General features: G+C 48.6%; 18 protein-coding genes. 10 read left to right on the plus strand and 8 right to left on the minus strand.

Annotated elements, in window-relative coordinates:
• Nucleotides 1-45: 45 nt before the first annotated feature.
• Together ACN4EG_RS15930 and ACN4EG_RS15935 are read right to left on the minus strand one after the other, a co-directional pair.
• Nucleotides 46-981: an RpnC/YadD family protein gene (locus ACN4EG_RS15930; protein WP_431630858.1), complete on the minus strand. Its 936-nt coding sequence runs from the start codon at nt 979-981 to the stop codon at nt 46-48.
• A gap of 246 nt (nt 982-1,227) precedes the next feature.
• Nucleotides 1,228-3,066, minus strand: a complete 1,839-nt coding sequence (locus ACN4EG_RS15935) for an ABC transporter ATP-binding protein (RefSeq protein WP_431630860.1) — start codon at nt 3,064-3,066, stop codon at nt 1,228-1,230.
• A 44-nt stretch (nt 3,067-3,110) separates the two neighbouring features.
• Here ACN4EG_RS15935 and ACN4EG_RS15940 point away from each other — a divergent pair, with 44 nt between their 5' ends.
• From ACN4EG_RS15940 to ACN4EG_RS15950, 3 genes are all read left to right on the plus strand, one after another.
• The gene (locus ACN4EG_RS15940; protein WP_431630861.1) at nt 3,111-3,233 is read left to right on the plus strand and encodes a hypothetical protein; all 123 of its coding nucleotides are present in this window, start codon (nt 3,111-3,113) and stop codon (nt 3,231-3,233) included.
• Between the two features lie 325 nt (nt 3,234-3,558).
• The gene (locus tag ACN4EG_RS15945; protein WP_431630863.1) at nt 3,559-3,777 is read left to right on the plus strand and encodes a hypothetical protein; all 219 of its coding nucleotides are present in this window, start codon (nt 3,559-3,561) and stop codon (nt 3,775-3,777) included.
• 314 nt (nt 3,778-4,091) lie between these two features.
• A complete protein-coding gene (locus ACN4EG_RS15950; RefSeq protein WP_431630865.1) occupies nt 4,092-5,318 on the plus strand; it encodes a WD40 repeat domain-containing protein in 1,227 nt (408 codons plus the stop codon).
• 889 nt (nt 5,319-6,207) lie between these two features.
• Here ACN4EG_RS15950 and map read toward each other — a convergent pair.
• From map to ACN4EG_RS15965, 3 genes are all read right to left on the minus strand, one after another.
• Entirely contained in the window at nt 6,208-7,089 is an 882-nt protein-coding gene (gene map, locus ACN4EG_RS15955) for a type I methionyl aminopeptidase (RefSeq protein ID WP_431630866.1), read from the minus strand.
• Nucleotides 7,090-7,162: 73 nt separating this feature from the next.
• On the minus strand, nt 7,163-8,305 hold the full coding sequence (locus ACN4EG_RS15960) for an alanine--glyoxylate aminotransferase family protein (RefSeq protein ID WP_431630869.1): 1,143 nt from the start codon (nt 8,303-8,305) through the stop codon (nt 7,163-7,165).
• A gap of 321 nt (nt 8,306-8,626) precedes the next feature.
• Nucleotides 8,627-9,838, minus strand: coding sequence for a CHAD domain-containing protein (locus ACN4EG_RS15965; RefSeq protein ID WP_431630870.1), 1,212 nt, complete (start codon nt 9,836-9,838; stop codon nt 8,627-8,629).
• Nucleotides 9,839-10,055: 217 nt separating this feature from the next.
• On the opposite strand from ACN4EG_RS15965, the gene ACN4EG_RS15970 reads away from it, so the two are divergent.
• The 3 genes from ACN4EG_RS15970 to cbiB all read left to right on the plus strand — a co-directional run bounded on the left by ACN4EG_RS15970 (nt 10,056) and on the right by cbiB (nt 17,598).
• Nucleotides 10,056-10,406 carry a PAS domain-containing protein gene (locus ACN4EG_RS15970; RefSeq protein ID WP_431630872.1) on the plus strand — a complete coding sequence of 117 codons (351 nt, stop codon included), beginning with the start codon at nt 10,056-10,058 and terminating at the stop codon, nt 10,404-10,406.
• A gap of 143 nt (nt 10,407-10,549) precedes the next feature.
• The gene (locus ACN4EG_RS15975; protein ID WP_431630873.1) at nt 10,550-16,321 is read left to right on the plus strand and encodes a PAS domain S-box protein; all 5,772 of its coding nucleotides are present in this window, start codon (nt 10,550-10,552) and stop codon (nt 16,319-16,321) included.
• Between the two features lie 275 nt (nt 16,322-16,596).
• Nucleotides 16,597-17,598, plus strand: a complete 1,002-nt coding sequence (cbiB, locus tag ACN4EG_RS15980; protein WP_431630874.1) for an adenosylcobinamide-phosphate synthase CbiB — start codon at nt 16,597-16,599, stop codon at nt 17,596-17,598.
• A 402-nt stretch (nt 17,599-18,000) separates the two neighbouring features.
• Here cbiB and ACN4EG_RS15985 read toward each other — a convergent pair whose 3' ends face one another.
• Complete coding sequence (locus ACN4EG_RS15985; protein WP_431630876.1) at nt 18,001-18,237, minus strand: hypothetical protein; 237 nt, start codon at nt 18,235-18,237, stop codon at nt 18,001-18,003.
• 211 nt (nt 18,238-18,448) lie between these two features.
• Nucleotides 18,449-19,147, minus strand: coding sequence for a pirin family protein (locus ACN4EG_RS15990; protein WP_431630877.1), 699 nt, complete (start codon nt 19,145-19,147; stop codon nt 18,449-18,451).
• A gap of 186 nt (nt 19,148-19,333) precedes the next feature.
• Between ACN4EG_RS15990 and ACN4EG_RS15995 the strand changes: the two genes are divergently transcribed.
• The gene (locus ACN4EG_RS15995; RefSeq protein WP_431630878.1) at nt 19,334-20,050 is read left to right on the plus strand and encodes a Crp/Fnr family transcriptional regulator; all 717 of its coding nucleotides are present in this window, start codon (nt 19,334-19,336) and stop codon (nt 20,048-20,050) included.
• A gap of 103 nt (nt 20,051-20,153) precedes the next feature.
• Here ACN4EG_RS15995 and ACN4EG_RS16000 read toward each other — a convergent pair whose 3' ends face one another.
• Nucleotides 20,154-20,597: a globin family protein gene (locus ACN4EG_RS16000; protein WP_431630880.1), complete on the minus strand. Its 444-nt coding sequence runs from the start codon at nt 20,595-20,597 to the stop codon at nt 20,154-20,156.
• Nucleotides 20,598-21,183: 586 nt separating this feature from the next.
• Here ACN4EG_RS16000 and ACN4EG_RS16005 point away from each other — a divergent pair.
• The 3 genes from ACN4EG_RS16005 (at nt 21,184) to ACN4EG_RS16015 (ending at nt 26,422) form a co-directional block, all read left to right on the plus strand.
• Nucleotides 21,184-21,405, plus strand: coding sequence for a hypothetical protein (locus tag ACN4EG_RS16005; protein WP_431630883.1), 222 nt, complete (start codon nt 21,184-21,186; stop codon nt 21,403-21,405).
• A 398-nt stretch (nt 21,406-21,803) separates the two neighbouring features.
• Complete coding sequence (locus ACN4EG_RS16010) at nt 21,804-22,112, plus strand: trypco2 family protein (protein ID WP_431630884.1); 309 nt, start codon at nt 21,804-21,806, stop codon at nt 22,110-22,112.
• Between the two features lie 53 nt (nt 22,113-22,165).
• Nucleotides 22,166-26,422 carry a tetratricopeptide repeat protein gene (locus ACN4EG_RS16015; protein WP_431630885.1) on the plus strand — a complete coding sequence of 1,419 codons (4,257 nt, stop codon included), beginning with the start codon at nt 22,166-22,168 and terminating at the stop codon, nt 26,420-26,422.
• Nucleotides 26,423-26,427 lie beyond the last annotated feature (5 nt).

Raw genomic sequence — 26,427 nt, forward strand, 5'->3', positions numbered from 1 at the left:
AGATTCAGCATGAGAAGGCTCTGGGCTACTGCTTCACATTATCCATTATTTCCCAACACGTCTAATCGACAGCGCATTAATTCGATCGAGGGCGAGATCGTCAATGGCTCCGACTTTACGGCTAAGTAAACGTAGGATCAGCGATCGTTCTCGTTCCAGCGATCGTTGGGCTTCTTCCAGCCGACCTTCTTGTAAGCCTTCAACCTTGCCCCGATCGTAACCAATTCGTTCTACGCTGGTAATGTAAGGCACTTGGCGCTCCTCCTCGTAGGCTTGTAACTCCCACCAAAACTCACTCTCTAACGCTTCGGGTAATCCCAAAATCCAATCGATGAAGTTGAACAAATTCAGCACATCTGTCTTATTATAACCAGACTCGCACAGAGACCGAATCAGCCGCAGTTTCCAGTCCTTTCGACTGGCCTTGTTCCGCCGGGTTTCCTGCATTTTGAGATGGGCCATCACTACCCAGGCAAAGGGATTTTGGCTACGTTCTAACTCTGCCCAGCGATCGCGATAATCCAACAACTTCACCGTGCTAAATTCAAAATTCAGCGTTGTGCCTGGTTGCGTCACACTGTAGCGCGAGGGTCGCCAATCCGGTTTCCCATCACACAAAATTGCAATACTTGTGGCATGGCGATCGAAATAATCGAGTATCCGAAACGAATAGGTGTAAATCCGCTTGGCGAAGCCTTTTTCAGGCACGGCTTGAATTTCAACGTGAATCAATAGATAAATATCTTGACCCTGGTTGCGGTGCAGTTTAACCAATTGGTCAGCGTAGCGCTTTCCCATCACGGCAGTGGGTGCTAGTTTCAGCAATTCTTTGTCCAGAAATTCGATCGGCTTTGCCCAATCCACGACCTGCGCAATCTCCGGGAAAAAGAAGTCCAGCGCCTCCCGAAAATACAGCCGCAGCACTTTCTTCCAGGGTGAATCTTGTTCATCTAGTTGGAGTATTGCGTTGTCTATGTCCATTACCGATCCTTTCTCCGACGGAGTAGTGCAATCGTATCACAGTTTAAATAAATCATTAAATAGCCTAAAGCTGATAGATGCAGTACTCCATGGGACAAGGGCTCAAAAAGGACAGTGGCCATCCCGGACTATACATTGCAGAAATCGCCAAGATTTTCTATGACAGCGAGGGTCAGTTGGAAAATCTTGGCGCAATGGATTTAGCAGTTATTTCTACTAGTATTCAGCAGTCAATTAAGAGAACGATTAAGGAATCAATTCTCCAGTTTCTTGCAAAGCGTTTAATCTAGCGTAGATGCCACCGTGATCGATGAGATCTTCGTGGTTGCCGACTTCAACGATTTCTCCTTGGTTTAACACGACAATTTTGTCTGCCTCCCGTACCGTGCTGAGACGGTGGGCGATGATGATGAGCGTACAGGTGCCAAACAGCGATCGCATCGCTAATTGAATGGCCCGTTCTGATTCGTAATCCAAACTAGAGGTCGCTTCGTCAAAGACCAGCACATCCGGCTTCATAATCAGCGCTCGGGCAATGCCTAGCCGTTGCCGTTGCCCACCGGAGAGCCGCACACCCCGCTCGCCGACTACCGTAGCAAAGCCCTCGGGCAGATTGCGAATGAAGTCCTCGGCTTGGGCAATGCGGCAGGCTTGATAGACCTCATCGGCGGTGGCTTGGGGATTGCCGTACATCAGGTTGTCCCAGATGGTGCCATTGAAGACATCCACTTCTTGGTGCACGATCGCCAACCGTTTGCGGTAGCCCGTCACATCCAAGCGACGAATGTCCTGACCATCGATGCGAATGCAACCTTGGCTCGGTTCAAAGTAGCGGAACAGCAGCTTGACCAGTGTGGATTTTCCCGATCCCGATCGACCAACGAGGGCAACGGTTTGATAGGGTTCGATCAGCAGATGGATATTCTGCAAGACCGGGCGATCGGCGTCATAGCCAAAGGTAACGTGATCGAGTTCCACTTTGCCCGTGAAGTTGTAGCTGGGAACGACTTCAGGATGTTTGAGGGTGGCGGCGTCGGTGCCAGTCGGCAGGCGCATAAATTCGTGGAAACGAATCATGGAGGCATAGCGACGGGCGAAGACTTCTGCGAGGTTACAAATCGGTTCAATTTCGGCGTAGGCCATGCTGGACACGGTCAGAACGGTGATGAAATGACCGAGGGAAATGCGGCCTTCGATCGTTGCCCAGAGGGTCAAGGCCAGCACGAGGAACGTACAGGTTTGCACGATCGTGCGTTCGTACATGCCCAGCGTGACGTAGCCCTTATGAATCCGGTAATCCAGCACGGTGAATTCCCGATCCATCCGAGTGAGTTGCCGTTTCAGTTCTGTGGCTTCCGTTGCAAAGGCTTTGACGGTTTTGATATTGGTAATAATTTCGGAGGTGCGACTATCAGTATCTTCAACATATTTATCTAATTTGGCTTCACGGGTGGCTAATGCCTGGAGGCCACTTAGACTATGGGCTAAAATACCGATAAAAGATGCTAGGAGCAATAGCGCAACTCGCCAATCAATCAACCAAATAACTGCAAAAATGCCAATGATTCGGAATACTTTAGGAATGAAACTACCTGTAATTTCTGGATAGCTCCAAGTATGATTGGATAATCCTTTGGCTACGCGGGCGGCAATACGACCGGGATTGTTTTCATCGTAGTATTCCAACGGTAGCGTTAGAATTTTTTCCAATGCTTTTTGGGCGTGTTCGCGTCTAGCTCGAAAGGCGGTATCCCACTGGAACCAAGGGCCAATCCACGGTTGGATGGGAGCCCGACCGATCGAAACCAAGGCGACTAAGCCAGCGATGATATAAAGTGAAAGGGTTGGAGTCGATGCGATGCCTGCCAGGGTGGCGAGGGCACTGACAAATTGTTGTAAGGGAGCATCGATCGCTTGCCCGGACAAAAGGTTCAGAATTTGGCCGATGGCATAGGGGACAAACAGATCGATGATCTCAAACAGGCCCATTCCGACGATGCTGAACAATGCGATGTTACGGTAGCGCCGGAAGTAGTAGATGATATCTAGGAACTTCGCCTGAGAACGTTGAGTTAGCTGTTTCATAACGCCTCCTCGGATTGAGGAAGGTGTAATACATAGAGTTACACATGCTACAACATAGGGTCTGGGTTTGGCAAGTCAGTTTGGCAACATTGGGGAATGGCTGGGGGACGGCTGGGGTTGGAGGGGCCGGTTTGGGCCAGCAGCAGAAAAATCTACGATCGGAGTAAGGTTAATATTTTTTTGGGTTCTGTAGGCTTGACTTGGGATGGGGTTTGTCAGTAGCCTTGTTTGTCATAGCGATCGCTGTGGACATCCTTCTTTGGCGAGACGGGTTAGTCAGAAGCATGGGGTCGCTGGGTTCCCAGGAATTTAGGGCACTACTCGGGATTGCGGTAACAACCCCAAGTAGCTATCCCCCTCGCTGAGAGTGCAGCAAGGAGGCTTGATGAGGATTTTAACATCTGACCGAGCCACTCTTGTTTGTGATGTCAAACGGGGTGGCTCTAAATTTTTGGGCTTTCTTCCGATGCACAACAGGAGAAGCTCAACATTATGGCGAAAGGTTCTAGCGATCGGAGCGATCGTGAAATTCAACATGAGAAACAACGCTTACAGTTCCACTTAATCGGTCATCCAGAATTCATTCAAGACACGATTAATCAATTACATGCCCATCGTATTGCAGACAGGATTCATTGGAGTCAACCGATGAAGATTTTGCATTCCGACGGGCAATACATCAGCATCCTGAGTCGCGAACGGCTGCGATAACAGTTGAAGCTAAGGTGTTTCGCAGTTTGGTTAGTTATCTAATGGACTGCGGACACCTCGATCGCCCCGATTCAGTGCGAACTGGGTCGAGGAGCTTTTTTGGAGGATTTGACATGATGGTGGGATAGGTTGACGGTTTCAGTAGATCACCCCATAATCGGAGGATAGGTAGAAAAAGTCGGTTTTTCCCTAGGGGATCTGCTGAACTTTTCCATCTATCTATCTGGGTTTGGGTAGATCTGTGGAAAGTTTCCACCTACTAAATGTTAGCTGGCTTAAAATCTTGAGTGAGCCGTAACTGAGGGTTAACTTTTTTGAAATTATCAAGCTTCTGTGAAAGTTCTGAAAATTTATTTACCCAGACCCACTTAGGATTTAACACTGGCATTACAACCAAAATTCAGCTCTCTATTGCTGTTTTTGCTCCTATTTTGACTAAGAAGATGAGTAAAAGAATCAAAATGCCTTGCAATCTTAGACTTTTGCTAGGGATCGCGATGAGTTCACTGATGGTGAGTACGACAGCTAGCGGCTCTCATGTGGTAGCCAAAGAGCAGGGTCAGTCCGGCGGACCTGGTGCCAATCAAGTGGCTCAAACTCCATCAACTTCGAGAAGTGCACCAGTCAGAAAAATCGGCGGTGACAACTACGTTGTTCATACTTTTAGCTTTAGCCCAGATAGTAGACTGTTGGCTACTGGCGGCGTAGATCGTCGTGGTCGCGACGGAATAATTCGGATTTGGACGACCTCATCAAGGGGGAACAGCAATCAACCCATTCGCACTATGGAGGCTGCTACTTTCCCTGATTATGTTAAAAGTGTTGCTTTCAGCCCAAATGGTCAAATTTTAGCGTCTGGCAGTATTACCTCTAATGTAATTAAACTGTGGAATGTGCAGACAGGAGAGATGATTCGAACCCTCCAGGGGCACGATGGTATAAGCAACAGGGTAGCTTTCAGCCCAGACGGTCAGATTTTAGCGTCTGCCAGTTCAGATAAGACGATTAAACTGTGGGACATGCGAACTGGAAAAGCCCTGCGGACAATTCAGTTGGGTGATGCTTCCCAAAGCTTAAGTTTTAGTCCTGATGGCAGGCTCCTGGCTGCCCCTGGCTATTTTGATAAGTCCGGCACAACCATTCGGATATGGAATGTAGAAACAGGCTCGCCAGTGCGGACATTTCCCAGACCTGATTCTAATGTTAAAAGTGTTGCCTTTAGCCCAGATGGGAAAATTCTAGCTGCCGCCTATGCCAATAAAACCATCAAGTTGTGGAATGTGCAGACAGGAGCAGTCATGCGTAAACTCGAGGGACATACTCGAGATGTCCATCTTGTTGATTTTAGTCCAAACGGCAAATACTTAGTCTCCGGTGGTTATGACGGCATGGTGAAGCTCTGGGATGTGAGAACAGGGGTTAATAATGGCAATAGGAAGGTGGATGTCCGGGATGTCAACTTTAGCCCAAATGGTGAATTTTTAGCCTTTATTGACAAAAACGCTGTTGTGATTCTTGGACCCACCCAGAGATTTCAGTAACTGGTCTATCCAACATTTGAGGGGTGTGAGTCAGGCGATCGCTGATCGTGCTTGAGTCACCGAACCCAACATTCATAGGCTTGAGCCAGTACTAAGCAATCCTTACTCACAGGTAACAGACGCAAGCTAACAACGCCCATGCACACCGACCGCCGGGAGCTGATCGGTTAGGATATAAAGGTTTTCTGCGGCGGGTGATGGGCACCGTTATTCACATTCTGAATATTGAGCGATGGAAAGGAATAGAATCTACTTTAAAGATAATCCTTGGCCCGAAGGTCACCCAATAAAAGAGTTTGTGTGGTCAGCAAGGATTGAAGGCAGTGATGTGTGGTTTGACATGCACCTTAGCGGATCTGTCGTTGTTGTGAGCTATGTTCGATCTCTTGATCATTGCGATCGCTAGAACCTTTTGCCATAGTCGATCGTCTCCTGGTGTGAATTGGAAAAAAGCTCCAAAAATTTAGAGCCACCCCGTTTGAATCGCAAACAAGAGTGGCTCAGTCAGAGGTTAAAGTCCTTAGCTAGGAGGTTGGCTGGGAAAGCAGCAAGGGGGAATAGCTACGCGGAGTGGTTTGATCAACCAAGGGTAATACCCTAAACTTTCACAAGCCCCCATCAATCAAGGAGCGGCACTGTCAAGCCGTATCACACAAATTGAGATCGGTATCACTGGGCACCCGTTGCCTCACCCTTTGCTTCGCACCAGCGAAATTCACTCCCCCTTAGGGAACAGCGCATAAATAAAATCCCAATTGGGTAGGGGTAGGAGAGTAAAAGGGTAGGAGGATAGGGGAATGAAGAGGGGATATTATTTCTTTGCAAATCCCTTAGTCATGTTGGGTTGAGTCAAAGTGGGTTGAGTCAAAGTGGGTTGAGTCAAATGGACTTAATCGCATTGCGTCAAAATTTCCACACCGTCTTCCGTCACCGCGATCGTATGTTCAAACTGCGCTGAAAGCTTACGATCCTTAGTAATGGCTGTCCAGCCGTCCTTGAGCACCTTGACTTCCCAAGTCCCTTCATTGATCATCGGCTCGATCGTAAACACCATGCCGGGACGCAGCTTCTTGCCATCGCCCCATTTGCCATAGTGGGGAATTTGCGGCGCAGTGTGGAAAATGTGACTAATGCCGTGGCCGACAAAGTCTCGCACCACCGAAAAACCCTGGGATTCTGCATATTCCTGGATCGCCGCGCCAATATCTCCAATGCGGTTCCCCGGCTTCACCTGCTCAATCCCCAACTGACGGCACTTTTCCGTCACTTCCACCAAACGCTTAGCCAAGGGCGACGGCTCCCCCACAAAAAACATTTTGGACGTGTCGCCATGGTAGCCATCCAAAATTAGCGTCACATCAATATTGATAATGTCGCCATCCTTGAGGATTTGCTTAGCATTGGGGATGCCATGGCACACCACTTCATTCACACTCGTACAAATCGACTTCGGAAACCCGTTGTATCCTAAAGGCGCACTCTTGGCTCCGTGGGCTTGGGTCCAGCGTTCTGCCTCGTTATTCAAATCCAGCGTGCTCACACCCGGTTTAACAAAGGGTTCCAGATGCTCCAACAGTTGCGCCGCCAAGCGACCAACCGTCCGCATTTTGTCAATTTCGCGCTTTGAAAGAAGGGTGACTTGTTCCATAACCACTGTTGTGCTGTTCAGCTGTACTAGTCGGCTGTAGAGATCGGCGGAAATTCTGACGGCAGGGAACCTCAGGATAACCACGATCGAAGACCCTGGAGAACCTAGAAACACCAGTTGCATTTCTTGATTGCGCAGGGTCTACCATCGAAATAAATTGGGCGCGGAACATAAAATAACGCGCAGACAGCGTCTTCTAAAGCACTTGCTTCAGCGCCGCAATCAAGCGATCGACACTTTCTGGCTTACTATTGTAGCCCATCAGTCCCACTCGCCAGACTTTGCCCGCCAGTTCGCCTAGGCCATTGCCCACTTCAATATTGTGCTCTTGTAGCAGTTTGCCGGAGATGGCCTTGGCATCCACGCCCTCAGGGACACATACCGTCGTCAAGGTGGGCAACCGGTTGGCCCGATCGACGTGCATCTTGAGACCGATCGCTTCCAACTGCTCCCAGAGGTATTCGGCGTTCTTTTGGTGTCTGGCCCAGGAATTTTCAATGCCTTCGTCCGCCAGAATCCGCAGGGCTTCCCGCAGACCATAGTATAAGTTCACCGGAGCCGTGTGGTGGTAGACCCGTTCGCTGCCCCAGTATTTCATCAACAGTGTGCTATCTAGGTACCAGTTGGGCACTTTGTCCGATCGCTGTTGCAACCGATCCCAAGCGCGGGGACTCATGGTAAAGGGCGATGCACCGGGGGAACAGCCCAGTCCCTTTTGGCTGCAACTGTAGGCCAAATCTACGCCCCACTCATCCAGATGAATTGGCACCCCGCCCAGACTGGTTACTGTATCGATCAACAGCAACGTCCCGAATTCCTGACATAGGGCACTGACGCCTTCCATGGGCTGACGGGCTCCCGTCGAGGTTTCCGCATGCACCAGCGCCAGAATAGCCGGACGGTGGGTTTCCAACGCCGTTCTGAGTTCATCTAGGGAAAAGACCTGCCCCCAGGGTTTGCTAATGGTTTTGACCTCAGCGCCGTAACGACCCGCCATGTCCACTAGGCGATTCCCGAAGTAACCAGTGACCCCCACCAATACCACATCCCCCGCCTGCACCGAATTGGCGATCGTGGCTTCCATGGCCGCTGACCCCGTGCCGCTAATGGCGATCGTCGTGGGGTTCTCCGTCTGCCAGACATAGCGCAAGAGCGACTGAATCTCATCCATCACCTTGAGAAAGTCGGGATCCAGGTGACCTAGCGGTGCGGTACTCATCGCAGCTAAGACATCCGGGTGAGCATTGGATGGCCCCGGCCCCAATAGCAGACGTTTGGGAAGGTTGAGAGCAGAGAGTTGCAGCCGTTGACGATTGTTAATGGAAACAGTCTGAGTCATGGTCTCGGGAATAATTCTGCAAATGACAGGTTTAGTAGATTGAGATCGGAAATATCGTCGATCGTATTGGTTCGATCGCATTGGCTCCGATCCCCCTAAATCCCCCTACCCTGCGGGAAGCAAAGCTACAAAAGGGGGACTTTGAATCTATTTTTTCTGGTTCCCCCTTTATTAAGGGGGGCTAGGGGGATCTCAACCCACTTTGCAATCTCCTGAGGTTAGCCAATCGATCGCCGCAAGGCACGATCGCCCGCATTCCATGGAACCACGAAATGGCCTCGTCTGTGAGAAACGATACAAAAGTATGGGCAACTGAATAGGCTAGGAACCGGGCACAGTGGAATCGGGGAGGGGCGAAGTCGGTACAATTGCCGCCCCTTGGGGGTGAGCGAGAAGTTGGCGCAGTTCCGTGCGGTAGGTCATTTCTAGGCAACCGGCCCGATCGATCTGGAGGGTCTGTAGGTGGGTATATAACTGTTGCTCTAGCAGAATACGCAGTTGAGTCGATCGACGTTTTTGCTTCGGTTTCAAGGTTTTGTCGAAATATTCCATCAGGACGACGGTGTCTTGGAGTTTCCCCAGTGCGCCTTGTAGTGCTTTCAGCCGATCAAGGTCAGTAGACAGATTGCTGGAATAGTGGGATTTAAAAAACGCAACTTCGTAGCGCACCCGTTTGATGGCTTTGCGCAGATCGTGGAGCGTACTAAAGTCAACTGTACTCAAGGTTTGCCCCCAAAGATGGGTGGAAGAGGAGGGCCGATTCATGGTCGGGGGAGCGATCGCGGGAGTCCCCTGTAAGGCTATCCACCAACCGGGATGGAGCCATAGGGCAGCCCAATGGGGACTGAGCAAGTCTGGTATGACATCGATCGCGGGTTGCTGGGCAATGGGAAGGTCGATCAATGGGTTGAATCCATGGTGGAGTTGATGCTTGAGACGACTATGTTTGTCTGATAGCAACATTCTGCGAATTTGTCTGAGGCATTTAGCGCGCTGTGTCATCAACCGATCGGTCGCACGAGCCAGAACCCGTTGTTCCGGTAAGGAGAGAAACTGCGATCGGAGATGAGTGATCTGCTCCAACAAGACATCCGTATCCCGAATGCTGCCAATCACAGCGGTTACCCCTTGCATCTTCTTCAGAATTTTGGGGGTTGGCGCAGTGAGAACAGGCACGAGCATTTGCAGGATGACGCGCAGTTGTCGCCAGGTCACCCGCAAGTCGTGCAAATCCTCAACCTCAAAGCCCTCTAAAACCGCTTCCTCATACTTTTTGATGTGGTGGGCATAGGTCAGAAGGTGTGGCTGCACCACCTCCGCCAGGGTCTTGGCCGTGGGCAGAGGGCTGGTCTCTGGAACCGGAGGATTTGTGAGATGGCTGTCTGTAAGATGGCTGTCTGTAGAGGCAGGATCTAAAAGTGGCTCTTGTGCCGTTAGATCTTGTGATGATGCAGCGACATCTGCTGGGGTATCTGCGGATGGGACGGTGGATGGGATGGACGGTGGAGAGGCTATGGGTTCCATCGATTCCATAAATTGACCTCCAATGCAGTGGATCTCACCATAACAAACTCTCTGGAGAGATTAAAGACTCTTTCTAGGCTACCATCAGGGGCGAGCCTGTTGCTTAGAGCAAAGATATACAAGAAACAAAAACGTACGTCAAAACGAACAAGGTAAAGACACGATCGCCAACATCCCCCTCAGTACGATCGAAGCCAATACCCTTCGTCTAGATTTATTCTGAGCTATGAAAACCCTAACTGATCTGCAACAAACCACCGATATCCCTGTTGTCATTGCGAATAACCAAGGTTTTGTGACCTATATCAATCCTCGGTTCACCGAAGTGCTTGGCTGGGAAGAAGCCGATATTCTTGGAGAATTAATTACCAAAATCCTACCGAAAAACTTCCAAGATTCCCATACCCTGGCTTTTTCCCGTTTTCAAGCAACGGAGAGAGCTACGGTGCTCAACCATCCTATTCAGTTGGCTACGGTCACAAAAGATCAAGGCGAAATTGAAACCGAGCATTTTATCGTGGCGGAAAAACAGGGTGACCAATGGTTATTTGGAGCCATGCTGACGCCGATCGCGTAAAACCCTGACCCAAACGCATCTCTCTCCCTGATGAGCAGACCTAGGGGGAGGGAATGCTATGTTTATAACCCAGTAAATTCTCTGCATTTTGTCGATCGAACTGGGTGTCTCTTTCTGGTTCAGCGATTGGCTAAGAAATCCCAATGACCCCCGATAACTCCGCTCTCATCAAACAGCTACGTACAACACTTGGCAAAATGGAGGTGGCGCTAGATTCCGTCTCTAACGCGATCGTCTGGACTGATAGTGAAGGAAATGTGCAGTGGTGTAATGCCATTTTTTTGAGTTTGATCCAGCGCAATAAATTAATGGTTTTAGGTAAACCGTTACTGGCCCTGCTGCCCCTCGAAAAGGCGGGACAAGCCGTTGCCGACTCTGATCACCCGATCAATTTAGTCCTCCAACAAAATGTCAATGGGTTTGGGGTTTATGTGTTTCAGACCCCTGATCGCCCTTGCTTTTTAGAAATTAGTTGGTCTCCCGTTCCCTTTGAGCAGGATCGTGCCAGTGCGGTGCTAGTTTTGCGGGATATTACAGTCGAGCATCAAAATGACCTAGACCTCAAGCAATACCGAGAACACCTAGAGCATTTAGTGGAAGAGCGCACCTTGAACTTACAAACAACCAACCATCAATTAAAAGACGAAATTCTAGAACGTCAGAAAATTGAAGATCAGTTGCGTGAGAGTGAGGCTCGCTTTCGACTGCTGGTGGAAAATGCGCGGGACTATGCCATTTACTTACTCGATGCTGAAGGGCGGATTGCCAGTTGGAATGCGGGGGCCGAACGGTTAAAGGGCTTCACTGCGGAGGAAATTTTGGGACAGCCCTTTGCATCGGTTTTTACGTCCACCGATCGGGAAGCGGGCCTTCCAGAAGCGATATTGCACATTGCCCGAGCACAGGGGGAATACGAAGGCGAGCACCAACAACGCCGACGGGATGGCACCCTATTTTGGACCCATACCGTTGTCACAGCGCTACTATCGGACCAGGGGGAGCTGCAAGGCTTTTCCAAAATTTCCCAAGATATCAGCGAGCGTAAACAAGCGGAAGAATCGCTCTATCGGCGCAATAAGCTGCTCCACGCCATTAGTGAAGCCCAATCTCAATTTATTACCGACGCCAATCCTAAAAGTCTCTTTGATGGATTGTTAACCAATTTATTAGAACTCACCGATAGCGAATACGGCTTCATTGGGGAAATTTTGTTTGATGGCAATCAAGCCCCCATGATGGAAGAAGCCTATATGAAAATGCGTGGGCGGCCCTATGTCAAAGCCCATGCAATGACGAATATTGCCTGGGATGAAGCCACCCAAAAACTCTATGCCAAAAATGCGGACAAGGGCATGGAGTTCCATAATCTCAATACGCTGTTTGGGGCGGTGATTGTCACTGGGAAACCCGTCATTGCCAATAGTCCCAGTACCGATCCTCGGCGCGGTGGCCTACCGTCGGGGCATCCCCCCTTGAATGCCTTTTTAGGGATTCCCTTTTTCTCCGATCAACAACTGATTGGCATGGTGGGGATTGCCAATCGGCCCAATGGCTATGAGGAACCCATCATTGAAGAACTGCGGCCTTTTCTGTCTACCTGTAGCAATATTATCGAGGCATTTCGCAACGATAAACGGCGCAAGCAGGCGGAACGGGCGATGCAACAGGCCGAGAAAAACTATCGCAGCATTTTTGAAAACGCGATCGAAGGGATTTATCAAATCACGCCGGAGGGTCAATTTATCAGTGCCAATCCGGCCCTGGCAAAAATCTGTGGCTACGCTTCTGCTAGTGAGCTCATGGCGCAGATTAAAAACGTCAATACCCTGTATGCGGATCACCCTCTCCGTCAAATCTTTCTTGAGCAATTAGAGCAAGAAGGCACGGTGATGGCCTTTGAAGCCCAAATCCATCGGCAGGATGGCTCCCAAATCTGGATTTTGGAAAATTCTAGAGCCGTGCGGGATGACGATGACAATTTGCTGTATTACGAAGGTTCTATTACAGATATCACCGATCGTAAGCGGGCAGAGGAGGCATTAAAAGTTAGTGAATCCCAAATCCGTCAAGTCATTGATTTGATTCCCCATGTCATCGTGGCGAAGGATCAGACAGGACGCTTTCTGTTAGCGAACCAAGCCCTAGCGTCTACCTTAGGAAAACCAGTAGAAGACATCATTGGAAAACTGAGCGTTGAGGTCGCTCCCAATTTGGAAGATGCAAAAGCCTGTCAGGCGGAGGATTGGCAGGTGCTGAGCACGGGCCAACGCATGGAAATTCCTGAAAAAATCTTGACGGGCCCCCAAGGAGAGCGTCATGTCATTCAGGTTACGAAAATTCCCTTCCAATTGGCGGGGCACGATACCCCGGCAGTGCTGAGCATCGCGATCGACGTTACGGAACAGAAGCAAACTGAATATGCACTCCGGCAACAGGCGGAACGCAATTCGCTCATGGCAGCGATGACGGTGCGAATTCGGCAGTCGTTGGATTTGCCGAAAGTACTGCAGGCGACAGTGGAAGAAGTGCGGCAATTCCTGCACACCGATCGGGTGTTAATTTTCCAACTGACCCAACCCGATGAGGGAGCAGGGTTCGTGGCCGTTGAGTCCGTTCGCAATCAACAACAAAGTCTTTGGAAACAAGTCATCAAAGACAAATGCCTGAGTAGTTCGACTTTATCCCATTTTCAAACGGGACAATTTGTAGCCCACAGCAACATTTACCAATCGACGTTACAGCCCTGTTATCTCGAATTTTTAGCCTCCCTCGGTGTGGTGGCCCAAATGACCGTGCCAATTCTCCAAGGCGATAGCCTCTGGGGCTTGCTGATTGCCCACCACTGCGAAGGTCCTCGGGAATGGCAACCGGTAGAAATCGATTTGGTACAACAATTGGCCTCCCAGGTGGGAATTGCAGTGCAGCAGGTGGAGCTATATACTCAGCTGCGATCGCAATTGGCAGAACGGACTCGCATGGAAACGCAATTGCGGGAAAGTGAAACTGCGATTCGCGCATTGTACCAAGTCACATCCTCCCCCCACCTCAGCCACGCAGAAGCGATCGAACAGTTACTCAAATTAGGCCGAGAACAATTTGGCCTCGAACTAGGCGCAGTTTCTAAGGTGAGTAGCGATCGAATGGACTTGCTCTATGCGCAACTGCCCAACGGCGTTACGGTGCAAGGGCTTTCCTTTGAGGCAAATAACACCTTCTGCCAAGAAACCATCAAAGCCCGCAAACCCCTGTGCATTACCTCCGCCAGCACTAGCCATTGGAAAGAATTCGGTAGTTATCTCAATTTCAAACTCGAAGCCTACTTAGGCTTTCCCCTGTTTGTGCGGGATGAACTCTACGGAACCCTATGCTTTGCCAGCCTGTCTCCCCGATCAACTGCCTTTAAAAATGTTGATAAGGAGTTGCTCCGCCTTATGGCCCAGTGGGTGGGCAGTGAGATTGAACGGCAGGAAGATGCCCGAGAACTCGCCTGTGCTAGGGATGAAGCCCTCGCCGCAACCAGTGCCAAGAGCGATTTTCTAGCGACGATGAGCCATGAAATTCGCACACCAATGAATGCCGTAATTGGTATGACAGGATTGCTATTGGATACACTGTTGAATCCAGAACAGCGAGATTTTGTGGAGACGATCCGCAATAGTGGGGAATCGCTACTGAATATCATTAACGATATTCTGGACTTCTCAAAAATTGAATCCGGGAAATTAGAACTAGAGCAACAGCCCTTTAATGTGACCCATTGCGTTGAAGATGCGCTGGACTTGCTGGCCACCCGTGCTGCCGAAAAAGGGTTGGAACTGGCTTGTCAGTTAGATACGACGGTACCGCTGGAAGTGGTGGGAGATATCACTCGCCTGCGCCAAGTCCTCGTTAACTTGCTGAGTAACGCGGTCAAATTTACCCAAACGGGTGAAGTGGTGGTTTCAGTCTCTGCGGAACCAGTATCCGATACCTCGATGCCTCCTCGGTTCAACCAGTCCTACAACCAGTTCCATAAACTCCAATTTGCCATTCAAGATACGGGCATTGGCATTCCCCAGGAACGGATGGATCGGCTGTTCAAACCCTTTAGCCAAGTGGATTCTTCCACCACGCGGAAATACGGTGGCACGGGTCTTGGCCTGGTGATTTGCAAGCAATTGGTGGAAATCATGGGCGGTCAGATGTGGGTAGAAAGTACGATCGGGCAAGGAACGACGTTCTACTTCACGATGATTGCTCCGGCAACCTCGGCGGACACCGTCACGGTCCAAGCTGCCGATTGGCAATGTCTCCAGGGCAAACGGGTACTGATTGTGGATGACAACGCCACAAACCGCCGAATTGTCGATAAACAAACGACCAACTGGGGCATGTTAACGCGCACCGCCAGTTCCGGCGCAGAGGCTCTGAATTGGTTACATCAAGGAGAAATCTTTGACATCGCAGTTTTGGATATGCAAATGCCAGAAATGGATGGCCTTACCCTAGCGCAAGAAATTCACAAGCTGCCGAATTATGCCAACTTGCCACTGATGATGTTGACCTCTTGGGGTCGCCATGACCTGCATCGGGAACAGATTGACCAGCATTTCAAGGTCTTTCTCAGCAAGCCTGTCAAACAGTCCAATTTGCTGAATGCCCTCAGCCAAGTCCTGTGCCAGCAACCGATCGTGATTCAGCGATCGAAATCTAGCAAGATCGAAATTGAGCGGGATTTGGCGGAAAAACATCCGCTGCGGATTTTGCTGGCTGAGGATAACACCACAAACCAAAAACTAGCCTTGCAATTACTCAAACGGATGGGATACCGGGCGGATGTGGCCGGAAATGGCTTAGAGGCGATCGAAGCCCTCAAACGTCAGCCCTACGATCTGGTATTTATGGATGTGCATATGCCGGAAATGGATGGTTTGACGGCGGCCCAACGGATTTGCCGGATTTGGTCACCCCAGGAACGACCGCGCATTGTGGCAATGACGGCTAACGCGATGCAGGGCGATCGGCAAAAATGTCTAGATGCAGGAATGGATGACTATGTTAGTAAACCAATTCGACTAGAGGAATTAGTCAATGCGCTCAAAAATACCCCGTCTTTAAATAATGGCGCGGTGAGTAGTCATTTTGGGCACGGTTCCGGAGGGAGTCATCACCAACCTTTTTCCCCGACTGAGATCCTACCTACCAGCCCTATACCGCCAGCCCAAGTTTCTCAACCAGTCACTCAACCAGCAGCAACCCAGCCCATTATCCAACCCATTACTCAACCAGTAGCAACCCAACCGATTGCCCAACCAGTAGCAACCCAACCAATTACCCAGCCAATTACTCAACCAGTAGTAACTCAGCCCATTATCCAACCCATTACTCAACCAATTACTCAACCAATTACTCAACCAGTAGCAACTCAACCAATTACTCAACCAATTACTCAACCAACTACTCAACTAACATTAGAGCAATCACCTTTCAAACGATCCTTGATTCCCGAGATTGCAGACACAAGACTTTCCGCATCCCCACCCTCTAATCATGTAAGCTTGATCGACCCCCCGATCGACGAAGCAGTTTTTGCAGAACTAGCAGAACTGTTTGGAGCTGAAAGTGTAGAACCGTTGCTGGAAACGATTAACTCTTACTTGGTGGATGCGCCTACCTATCTGCAAGCGATCGCTCAAGGGCTGGCGGAACCCAATTCGCATGCAATTCAAAGTGCAGCACATACGTTAAAGAGTATTAGTGCTTCTTTGGGTGCGATGACGACTGCGCAGATCTGCCAACAGATCGAAGTCCTCAGTCAAAACAATGACTTAGTCAATGCGGCCCATTACTTGCCTCAATTGCAAACGACCTATTCTGCGGTGGAGGCAACGTTAACCCAGAAACGACAAGCCTTACTCGCCCAAAGTTCGTTGTAGGCATGGCGTATCAATACAATCTCAAGTCAATACAATCTCAAGTCAATACAATCTCAAGTCAATACAATCTCCAGTCAATACAATCTCCAGTCAATACAATCTCCAGTCAATGGGTATGCGAATGGATAGGAGAGACTCTTGCTTAGCAAATCCCTGAAGAATGGTGTAAACGGATAGATCCCTCGATCGGGCAAGGAATGCGTTTCTCAATTCATGGTTGATTTTCCTAGGATCTTGGGGTATTGGTGGAAACTGTCCTTACTGCATCCAAGTCTGTGACTGCTTTTCCCATTCCCCTCTCTGATTCGTTCCATGCTAGTCTGATTCTGCTGGGGGCAGCTTGCCTCGATTACATCATTGGTGATCCATGGAATTGGCTGCATCCTGTACAGGTCATGGGCTGGGTCATTTCTCGTTATAGTCAGTTTGCCTTGGCTCGCTTAAAATCACCGATCGCCCTAAAATGCGCTGGTATTGGTCTGACAGTGCTCCTGGTGATGGGCAGTGCTGGCATCAGTTACGGCATGATTGGGCTGTTGCAAACGGTTCATCCAATTGCAAGCACGATCGTAGAATTGGTTTTATTAGCCAGTTGTTTTGCGGGAAAAAGTTTACGAGATGCCGCTCAGGATGTGTTGCAGCCATTGTTGCTAGGCGAGTTGTCAGAGTCGCGATCGCGTTTGAGTCGTTATGTGGGGCGTGATACGGAAAATCTCGATGCAACTGAAATTCTGAGAGCGGTTGTAGAAACTGTTGCAGAAAATGGAGTCGATGGGGTCATGGCTCCGTTGTTTTGGGCGATCGTGGGTTCATTTACTCCGATCGGAGCCGCACCGATGGCTCTAGGCTTCAAAGCTGCGAGTACATTAGATTCTATGGTGGGCTATATCCGTCCTCCCTATACCGATTTAGGTTGGTGTAGCGCTAAGACCGATGATTTTCTCATTTGGTTGCCCTGTCGTTTAACGGTGTTTACCCTAGGGTTGCTCTCTGGAAAACCGTGGCAAGTCTGGCAACTGTGTTGGCGAGATGGACGGCAGGATCCCAGTCCCAATTCCGGTTGGAGTGAGTGCATCTATGCAGCGGTGTTGGGGGTTCAACTCGGCGGCAACAATATCTATCAGGGACAGGTGAAGCTCAAACCGTTGCTGGGCAATCCCGATCGTCCCATTACTGCCGACGTGATCAATCAAGCCTTGCGGCTCAATCGTGTCACCTTTTTACTATGGCTGGCGATCGCAGTCCTCATCCATGGGGCCGTGCTACGAGTGGGGTAATTGGGTAGGGGTAGGAGGGTAAAAGGGTAGGAGGGTAGGGGTAGGAGGGTAAAAGGGTAGGGGTAGGAGAGTAAAAGGGTAGGAGGGTAAAAGGGTCGGAGGGTAGGGGAATGAAGAGGGGATATTATTTCTTTGCAAATCCCTTAGCCACAGCTATATATGATGCGGAAAAGGATGTAGCGGCATTAAGGCAGAAGAAACCATCGTTGATTGCATTGATAGCAGAATAGAAATCTGAATGGCAATGCATTAAGAAATTTAGCCCCACGTCATGATCAAACAAAAACCTCTTCTCCCAAGATGAGAAAAGAGGTTGGGGCAGAGGCTGCCCTTAAATTATTCCTGTGCTGATTCGTGACTGAGGTGCAGTTTTCCAGCAGACAATCTTCTCGCACAGTTGCACTATTGCCCCGTGAAGAAGGTCGCCAGCAGGACGCCACTCACCCCGATCGCAATCAGAGCATTGGTAAAGAAACGACCAATTTCAGGATTAAACCCGAGGGCTTTGTCTTCTTGACTGCCGGTGAAAAAGAGCGACCAAGCTTGGGCTGCGTTGATTTCTTGGAAGGCGTTGAATTCGGGACGGAAGACAACGGGGCCAAACAATTCGGGATTACGGAATTCTAAGTCAGTTCTCATGATTGTTACCTGTGGATTGATTGAGATGAACAGTTGATTGAGATTAAAGGTTGGTTGGAATCAAGGAGGCTACTGATAAGTGCGGAACCAGCAACCTCTTGTTTGAACCAACCTTGTTAACAATGTAACGAAGTATTGCGGGAATGTAAACATTTATTACGTCATTTCAGATTCGGATTTCCCTACAGCGCTCTACCGTAGGGAAACTTGCCTAGGCTAGATCGAACACCAGCAGCTCGGCGTCGGTTTGGCCGATCGCGTCGAGGGTTGTAACTTGTTCGATCGCAGCAGCATCGCCTGCTTGTAACAGTTCGCCATTGACTTGTACGGTGCCTCGGGCGACCTGTACCCAGAAATGCCGATCGGCAGGAATAGGTTGTTGAATCTGTTCTCCAGCCTGCAAAAGCACAGCGTAGAGGTTCATATCTTGGTGGATGGTAACAGAACCTTCTCGTCCATTCTGGGAGGCAATCAGCCGGAATTTGCTCGATCGCTCCTCTGGGGAGAAGTATTTTTGTTCGTAGCTGGGTTGCAGGTTGGTCTGTTCCGGCAGAATCCAGATTTGTAACAAATGGGTGGATTCTGCGGGGGAGGGGTTGAATTCGCTGTGGACGATGCCCGTGCCGGCGGTCATGCGTTGAACTTCGCCGGGGCGAATGATGGCTCCATTCCCCAAACTGTCTTTATGTTCCAGTGCGCCTTGGAGAACGTAGGTCACGATTTCCATATCGCGGTGGGGATGGGAGCCGAAGCCCATACCGGGGGCGATGCGGTCTTCGTTGATGACGCGCAGGCTGCGGTACTGCATGTGGGCGGGATCGTAGTAGTTGGCGAAGGAGAAGGTGTGGTAGGAGTCTAGCCAGCCGTGGTTGGCATGGCCACGATCGCGGGAACGGCGTAGGGTCAACATAGTGAATTTTCTCTGCTCAGAAAAGTACGAACTCAAACTTTCTAGTCTTTATTCTAGCAGTCACATTGTTTGTAGTCAAACAATGATCGATTCAAGAGGATTCGTAATTATCGCTTCAAATTTTGATAGGTCGATCGAGGGAAAATGGTCGAACAGGATCTCACTGGGAATCCATCACCCCGACCTATGGCTCAAGGATTTAAGATCGCTTCAATTCAACAACTGGCGGAATTGGCTATTTTTGAAGGTTTATCCCATGCTGGTCTAGAGGCGTTGCAGCCCCATACGTTGCTCCATAGCTATGCTGCGAATGAAATTGTCATGATGGAGGGCGATCGACTGTTGCCCCGGTTGTATGGGTTGGTGCAGGGGGCTTTGCGACTGACTCGGGTGGGAACTTCGGGGAAGGAGACGATTTTGCGTACGCTGCTGCCGGGGGAGACGTTTGCTGCGCCTGCGTTGGTGGGGGATGGCATGGCTCCGGCGACGGTGACGGCCACGACGGATTCCCAAGTGTTAACGATCGAACGGGAGGCGTTGTTTGAGCAAATTCGCAATACGCCGGAAATTGCGTTTAGGATGTTGGAGGTGTATAATCAGCGTTTGCAACAAATGCATCAAACGATTCATGATTTGATTTCTGAACGGGCCATTGTGCGATTGGCGAGATTGTTGCAGCAGAATTTGGATTCTGAACAACGGCTGAAGGGGGAGACGACATCGTTGACGTTTCGGTTGTCTCACCATCACATTGCTAGGAGTATTGGGATTACCTATGAGGAGTCGGTACGGCTGCTGCGGCAGATGCAGGATGTGGTGGCCTATCGGCGGGGTGGGGTGATTACGGTGCTAGATCGGGAGGCATTAAATACGATCGCGGAAGGGCAGTGGCAGGGATCGTAGAATTGACAGTGGCATTGAATCGTTGGAGTTAGTCAAAGTAAATTTCGCCTACAGACTCTGTCTCTCTATAGGCGAAACGATTGTTGCGGAATTGGAATGCGAATTAGGAGCGGCCACCGCAAGGGGTGAGGATGGTTTCAGGATATTCTGTGCCGCTGAGCATCACCTCCGTCACGGTTGCGTAAGCCTCCCGCCATGCCCCTTCCACCGCAGGCGTCCAACCTTCTGCCAAACAGATTGCAAACGCTGTGAGCAACGCACTGCCCACCATGGGGTAATGTTCCGGCAACACGCCATACTGAATGTGGCGACTGCCCAACCCCTGCAATCCCTGGGTCAAGACTTCCGGGTTCCGCAGGCTGTTCACCATAAACACGAGGGATTTAAACAACTTTTTGGCCTGTTCTGGCATGGCGGTATGGGCAAAGAGGGGCTGCACCTCGGGGTAATTGGTAAATAGCGTGCTGTAAAAGTGGGTGGTAAATTCTGCTTCCTGAGCTTGAATTTGGGCAAAACTGGATTCCAGCAACTCAATTTGTAATGTCATTGGACCCTTCCTCTTTGTAACTGAGCGAAAGTAAGGTGATGGGGATAGTTTTGCAAATGCGTTCAGATCGTTCTATGAGGTAGCTCATAGTCGATCGCGGATACTTTTCAAATTACTCGGAATACTGGAAATATTGACCTAGATCGGGTGTTCTGGCAGTCTGCGCTTACGGGTGCTGCATGATACACAAAAAAGAGTTTTTAAATACGGATTGACAGAGCCGCTATTTCTTCGTAGGGTAGTTTCTCATAGCGATCGCCGTGGACATCCTTCTTTCGCGAGACGGTTTGTACGAAGCATGGGGTCGCTGGGTTCCAAAAATTTAGGCCACTACTCGGGATTGCGCCAACAACCCCAAGTAGCTATTCCCCCTCGCTGATTCAGGCAGCAAGGCGGCTTGTTGAGGATTTTAACATCTGACCGAGCCACTCTTGTTTGTGATGTCAAACGGGGTGGCTCTAAATTTTTGGGCTTCTTAAGACCCACCCTTCGGGAAGCAAGCTACATCCCCAGCCCTTCTTCCACAAGCAGGAGAAGGGAGCAATGCAGCAGGGATGGGATTCACTACAACAAGGAGAAGCTCAATATGTGTTTTACAGGTTCTAGCGATCGGGGCGATCGTTCAGTTCAACATGGCCCACAACGGTTACAGATCCACTTAATCGGTCATCCAGAATTCATTCAAGATACGATTAATCAATTGCATGCCCATCGCATCGCAGACAGGATTCATTGGAGTCAACCTATGCCGATCGTGCATTCCGACGGCCAATTCATCAGCATACTGAGCCGCGAACGCCAGCGTTAACGGTTGAGGTGTCGTAGGTGTTCCGCAGGTTGCATGAGTCATTTTGTGGTCTGTGGACACTTCAGCTACTAGGGCGAACCTTTCTCCCCCATTAGTGTGATGCAATCGCTCGATCTGCTTTTTAGGTTATTCTGTGGGCAGCCATTTTCCGACAAAAATCCAGAAAAACTTCATCATTGGCTTAGTCTTATAGATCATCGCACCTGACTGACAATGCTATACTGGTTTCAGCAAAATCAACTCGCGGCAGGTGAACTTTGCATGAGCCTTCCCCGGTTCAAATTGTTTTTGCAAGGCGATCGTCCAACTTTTCCACCAAATCTTTGGAAGCCGTCAAAGGATGCATAAGGGCGCATAAATTATAGATCCCAGGGAAAAAGGTAAAAAGGTAATTTCGTATGGCTAATGATGTGAACCGACTTGGGTTGGAGGAGACGATTGGGGCGTTGCGGCGAGAATTGGTTGCGTCAAGCTATGCCTCCCAAGGGGAAGGATTGCGATTTGAAGTCGGAGAAGTGACGGTAGAGCTGCATGTTGAAGTGGAACGCAGTCTAGAAGCAAAAAGCGGAATTAAGTTCTGGGTGGTTGAATTGGGTGGTGGCGGTGGGGAGAAAGATAAGTCCATTCATAAAGTGAGTATCCCCCTCAAACCTGTTCGGCGGGACGGTAAGCCTGTACTAACAGGCAGTGACGAAGTTCCAGAATAGGTATAGTGCGATCACAGATGGTCAGACAGTTTGAACCAAGACGGGCATTGGAGGTGATTTATCCCAAATACGGCTCTGCTTACAGAATCGGAGGCAGGCTGGTATTAACTGCTGCCCATCTTCTAAATGAAGACGGGTCTCGATGTCGTGTCAGATCAAAACAGAGCTTTGGGGAAACAGTAGCCAAAGTTGTGTGGAAAGCCTCACAAGAGGATGTTGCCTTGATCGAACTGCCTGAGAGTATTGAACCTTATGAGGCGGTGGTATTTGGTCGGTTGCCGGAACCCACCGTGGGCGAAAAGCTTGAGTTTCAGATGTATGGTTACCCCCGATGGGGCAGGACGCAACGGGAACAAGGTGTAGCATCAGGAGGGCGACAGGTTGAAGGCATCATTTACCTGTCGGATACCTCACCAGATGGCTTGCTGGTATTAGAAACCTTGCGATCGCCCGAAAGCTCCCTAGATTCCGGTTCAGATTGGGAGGGCAATTCGGGTGCAGCAATCACCTGTGATGGCTTGGTGATCGCAGTACAACGCCAGCATCAGAATCCGAAGCGCGCTGCATCACTGGAAGCATCTCCACTCATGTCAATTTATTGTGATGAGCAATGGTGTAGGTTGCTGAGGCAACATGGTATCGACTCGAAACCTGAGACTGTGTGTCTTAAACTGCATGATGCCCACAAAGTTCCTTTTGTATTACCTCAGTTAGATATTTCAACGTTTACGGGACGAAACGAGGAACTGAGAAAACTTGAAGAATTACTGTTAACTTCGCAAAGTACAAAGGTATGTAGCATTGCCGGTTTAGCAGGGGAAGGGGGAATTGGTAAATCTGCACTTGCCTATCACTTTGCCACGATACATAAAGATGACTTTCCTGATGGTGTGATTGGTTTACGGGTAGATGGTAAGGATGTAAATACCATTGCCCGTGAGTTTGCGCGGTGTTGTGGAGGGGAAATTGATTTAGATGATAAGCGAGATGCTGCAGCCATCATGCAGGAGGTGTTTGCTCCTCGCCGGATGCTCCTAATTTTTGATAATGCCGAGGACGCTAGCATTCGAAGCTTACGTCCGGGTGGAAAGACATGCGCAGTGATTATTACGACTCGAAACCGCGCTCTATCTAACTCACTCGATATTTCTGAACAAGGTAAAATCAACCTCTCTCCACTTTCAGATCCAGATTCACTACGTTTACTGGAGAAGCTGATTGGCAAAGAGCGCGTAGCTGCTGAACCAGAAGCGGTAAGTGATCTGATTCAGCTAGCGGGTCATTTGCCCCTTGCTCTACAAATTATTGGTTCAGCATTGACATCCAACAAAGGTCGCAGTCTTACCGATTATGCTGCATCGTTAATGGAAGAACGACGACGACTGACGCGGCTAAGAATTCGAGGAGATGACCATTTCGATCTACGGGCATGTTTCTCCCTGAGTCTAAAGCAGCTTCAGTCGGAAGAAGTTAATTTCTTTGCTTGCCTGAGTGTCTGTGCTGGCGATGGGTTTTCACGCCAAACTGCATTAGCAGCAAGTGACTGTGGAGATGAGTACACTGCCCAAGACTATCTTGAGTACCTCTGTCAACTCTCACTGCTGAACTACTCGAGGGTTGATTCTTATGCTACAGCTTCCCAAGACAAGCTTGAGAAACCAGTTCCTTATCGGGAAAATTTGGGATTTCAGGTAGAAGCTGGTGAAGGAACTCCGATTGCTGACTTTAGTGCAAGAGGTGAAACGGAAGAAAATCGATTTGTTTTTCATCCACTTATTCGCTTATTTGCTCAAGATTTAGCAGTCGAGCGGAATCTCTGGGATGAAGCACAAGCTAACCATGCCTACTACTTTATTAATTTGGTAAAGTCCCACCAAGCGAGAAGGGCTTCTAATGAACGCTTGATGACTCAAAATCTCAAGGATATTGTCTTGGCTGGAGAGTGGTTACAAAACCAGAAAATTGCTGATTATCAGTTTGTCATAGGGCTTTTACCTTTTTTTCAAAAATATGGCTACTGGCAACAAGCAGTTGACTTCATGTCAGGATTTCAATTGTTGTCGCAACGTAAAGAAGATTGGAATGCTGCTGTACTGCTTTGTATTCAACACGCCAAATACTTGTCTCTACTGGGACAATGGATAAGGGCTGAGGAAGTGTTAAAGGAGATTGTAGATATTCCTGACAAAATTCAGGTTCAAGATACTGGTCTACGTTGTAGAGTAATGTGGCTCGAAGCACTCGGTAAGGTTCTTCAGCAGCAGGGAAGACTTGATGAAGCTGTGGCGGTTCTCCAGCGTTGTGTACTTATTTCTGAGCAGTTGAATGACTCAAGATATTTAGGAATCAGCTTGAATGTTCTCAGAAATGTTCTCCAACAACAGAGCCGCCTTGATGATGCCGTAATAAATCTCCAATGTAGTGTGAAATCTGCTGAACAAATTAGCAGTAAAAATAGTTTGTTAGTGTGCTTGAGCATTCTCGCAGGAGTCCTAAAAGAGCAGGAATGCTTTATCGAAGCGGCAAAATTATTTCAGCGTAGCGCCGAAATTGCTGAGCAGCTAGATAATACAAAGGAACTCTTAAACTGCTTGAACAGCTTAGGAGATATTTTATGGCTACAAGGCTATCTAGATGAAGCAGTAGAAGTTTGCAAACGTAGTGTAGAAATTGCTGAAAAGCTAGGGGACGTAAAGGAGCTAATCGTCCGTTGGCAAATTTTAGGCAAGGTACTCAATACGCAGGAGCGATTTGATGAAGCTGTAGATGCTATTTCCCAGAGTATAAAACTTATTGAATGCCTTGATGACAAAAAACAGCTATTGAAGGAATTAACAGATCTAATTAAATTATTGAAGCGTCAGAAAAAAAGTGATGAGATACTTCGTGTTTGCAAGTTGCAAGTAGAGATTGCTGAGCAATTAGGTGTTGATAAGTTACTGGTACTTCGTCTAAATGCGCTAGGTAGGGCTTTGCAGTATAAAGGGAACTTTAATGAAGCGATCGCTACTTTTCAACGCAGTATTGACCTTGCCAACTCATGTAGCAACAACAAACTATTGATAAGCAGCTTAAGTGGATTAGGTACAGTGCTTCAAAAGCAGGGAAACCTCGCTGAAGCTGTAGATGTATTTCAGCATTGTGTAGATCTGGTTATTCAATTTAATTTAAAGAAAATATTGCCTACCAATTTAATAAATTTAGGAGAAGCATTATCGCAATACGGAAAACTTGATATGGCACTGGAAAAAATCCAGTATTTTGCAGAAGCCTTTGAAGATCCAGTTGACAAAAAATCATTGGTAGATTTCTTGATTAATTGGGGGCGCAACTTACATTATCAAAACCGTAACGAAGAAGCGGTGTTTATTCTAAAGCGAGCCTCGGAGATTGTGCAGAATTTAAATGATCAACATAGCTTAGCTGAGGTGCTTAATAGCTTAGGATTGTTATTAAGACAGCAGCAGAAATGGGTTGAGGCGGAAGAGGTTTATCAACGCAGCAAAGACATCTGTGAGAATCTTGATGAGGCAGACACTTTACTCAAAGTTATCCTACATAATCTAGGTTTGGTTCTTGATAAACAGAATAAATGGGATGAAGCAGAAAAAATGCTCCGCTACAGCTACGACTTATCTGTCAAGTTAGAGGATCAACAAGGGCAAGCAAAAATCCTCAATAGTTTAGGTAAGCTACTTCAAAAGCAGGGAGAAGACAAACTTCAGCTAGCGCTTATGTATTGCCGGGCGAGTATAAAACTTGGTGAGCAAGTCAATGATCGGGGACACCTTGCAAAAGCTCATACAACAATGGGATATACCTTGCTTAAATGTGGAAAAATTGACGAGGCTATAGAAGAACTATGCCAAGGCTTTGAAATTGATGAAAGCTTGATGAATAGTTTTGGCATAATTAAAATTACTCGGCAATTAACGGATGCACTGTTAGGGGCTGGTAAACCAGAGCTAGCACTAGCCTACTGTCAGCGAGCACTTGCTATTGCTCCCAACTCTCAGGATCTTAAAGATCTGTATAATGAGCTCTCTTCATCAGAGCACAATCTAAGCCAGAATACTCTTATCCGGGGAACAATTAAATTTATTCGCCACAACACTCACAACAATACTAAATGGGGATACATCATATCTAGTGATGATGGTTTAGATATTTATTTCCGCGAAGGATTTATTGACTCAGAGTGTATATCTCAACTTAAAAAAGGTACTCTTGTGGAAGTTGACGTTAAACAAACTCCAAAAGGGTTGTGTGCAAAAGGTATTAAGATAATTCGATTTTCTAATGAAGAATAGGCTAG

It is taken from the genome of Alkalinema pantanalense CENA528 (assembly GCF_050753345.1).
GTDB lineage: Bacteria > Cyanobacteriota > Cyanobacteriia > Leptolyngbyales > Leptolyngbyaceae > Alkalinema > Alkalinema pantanalense.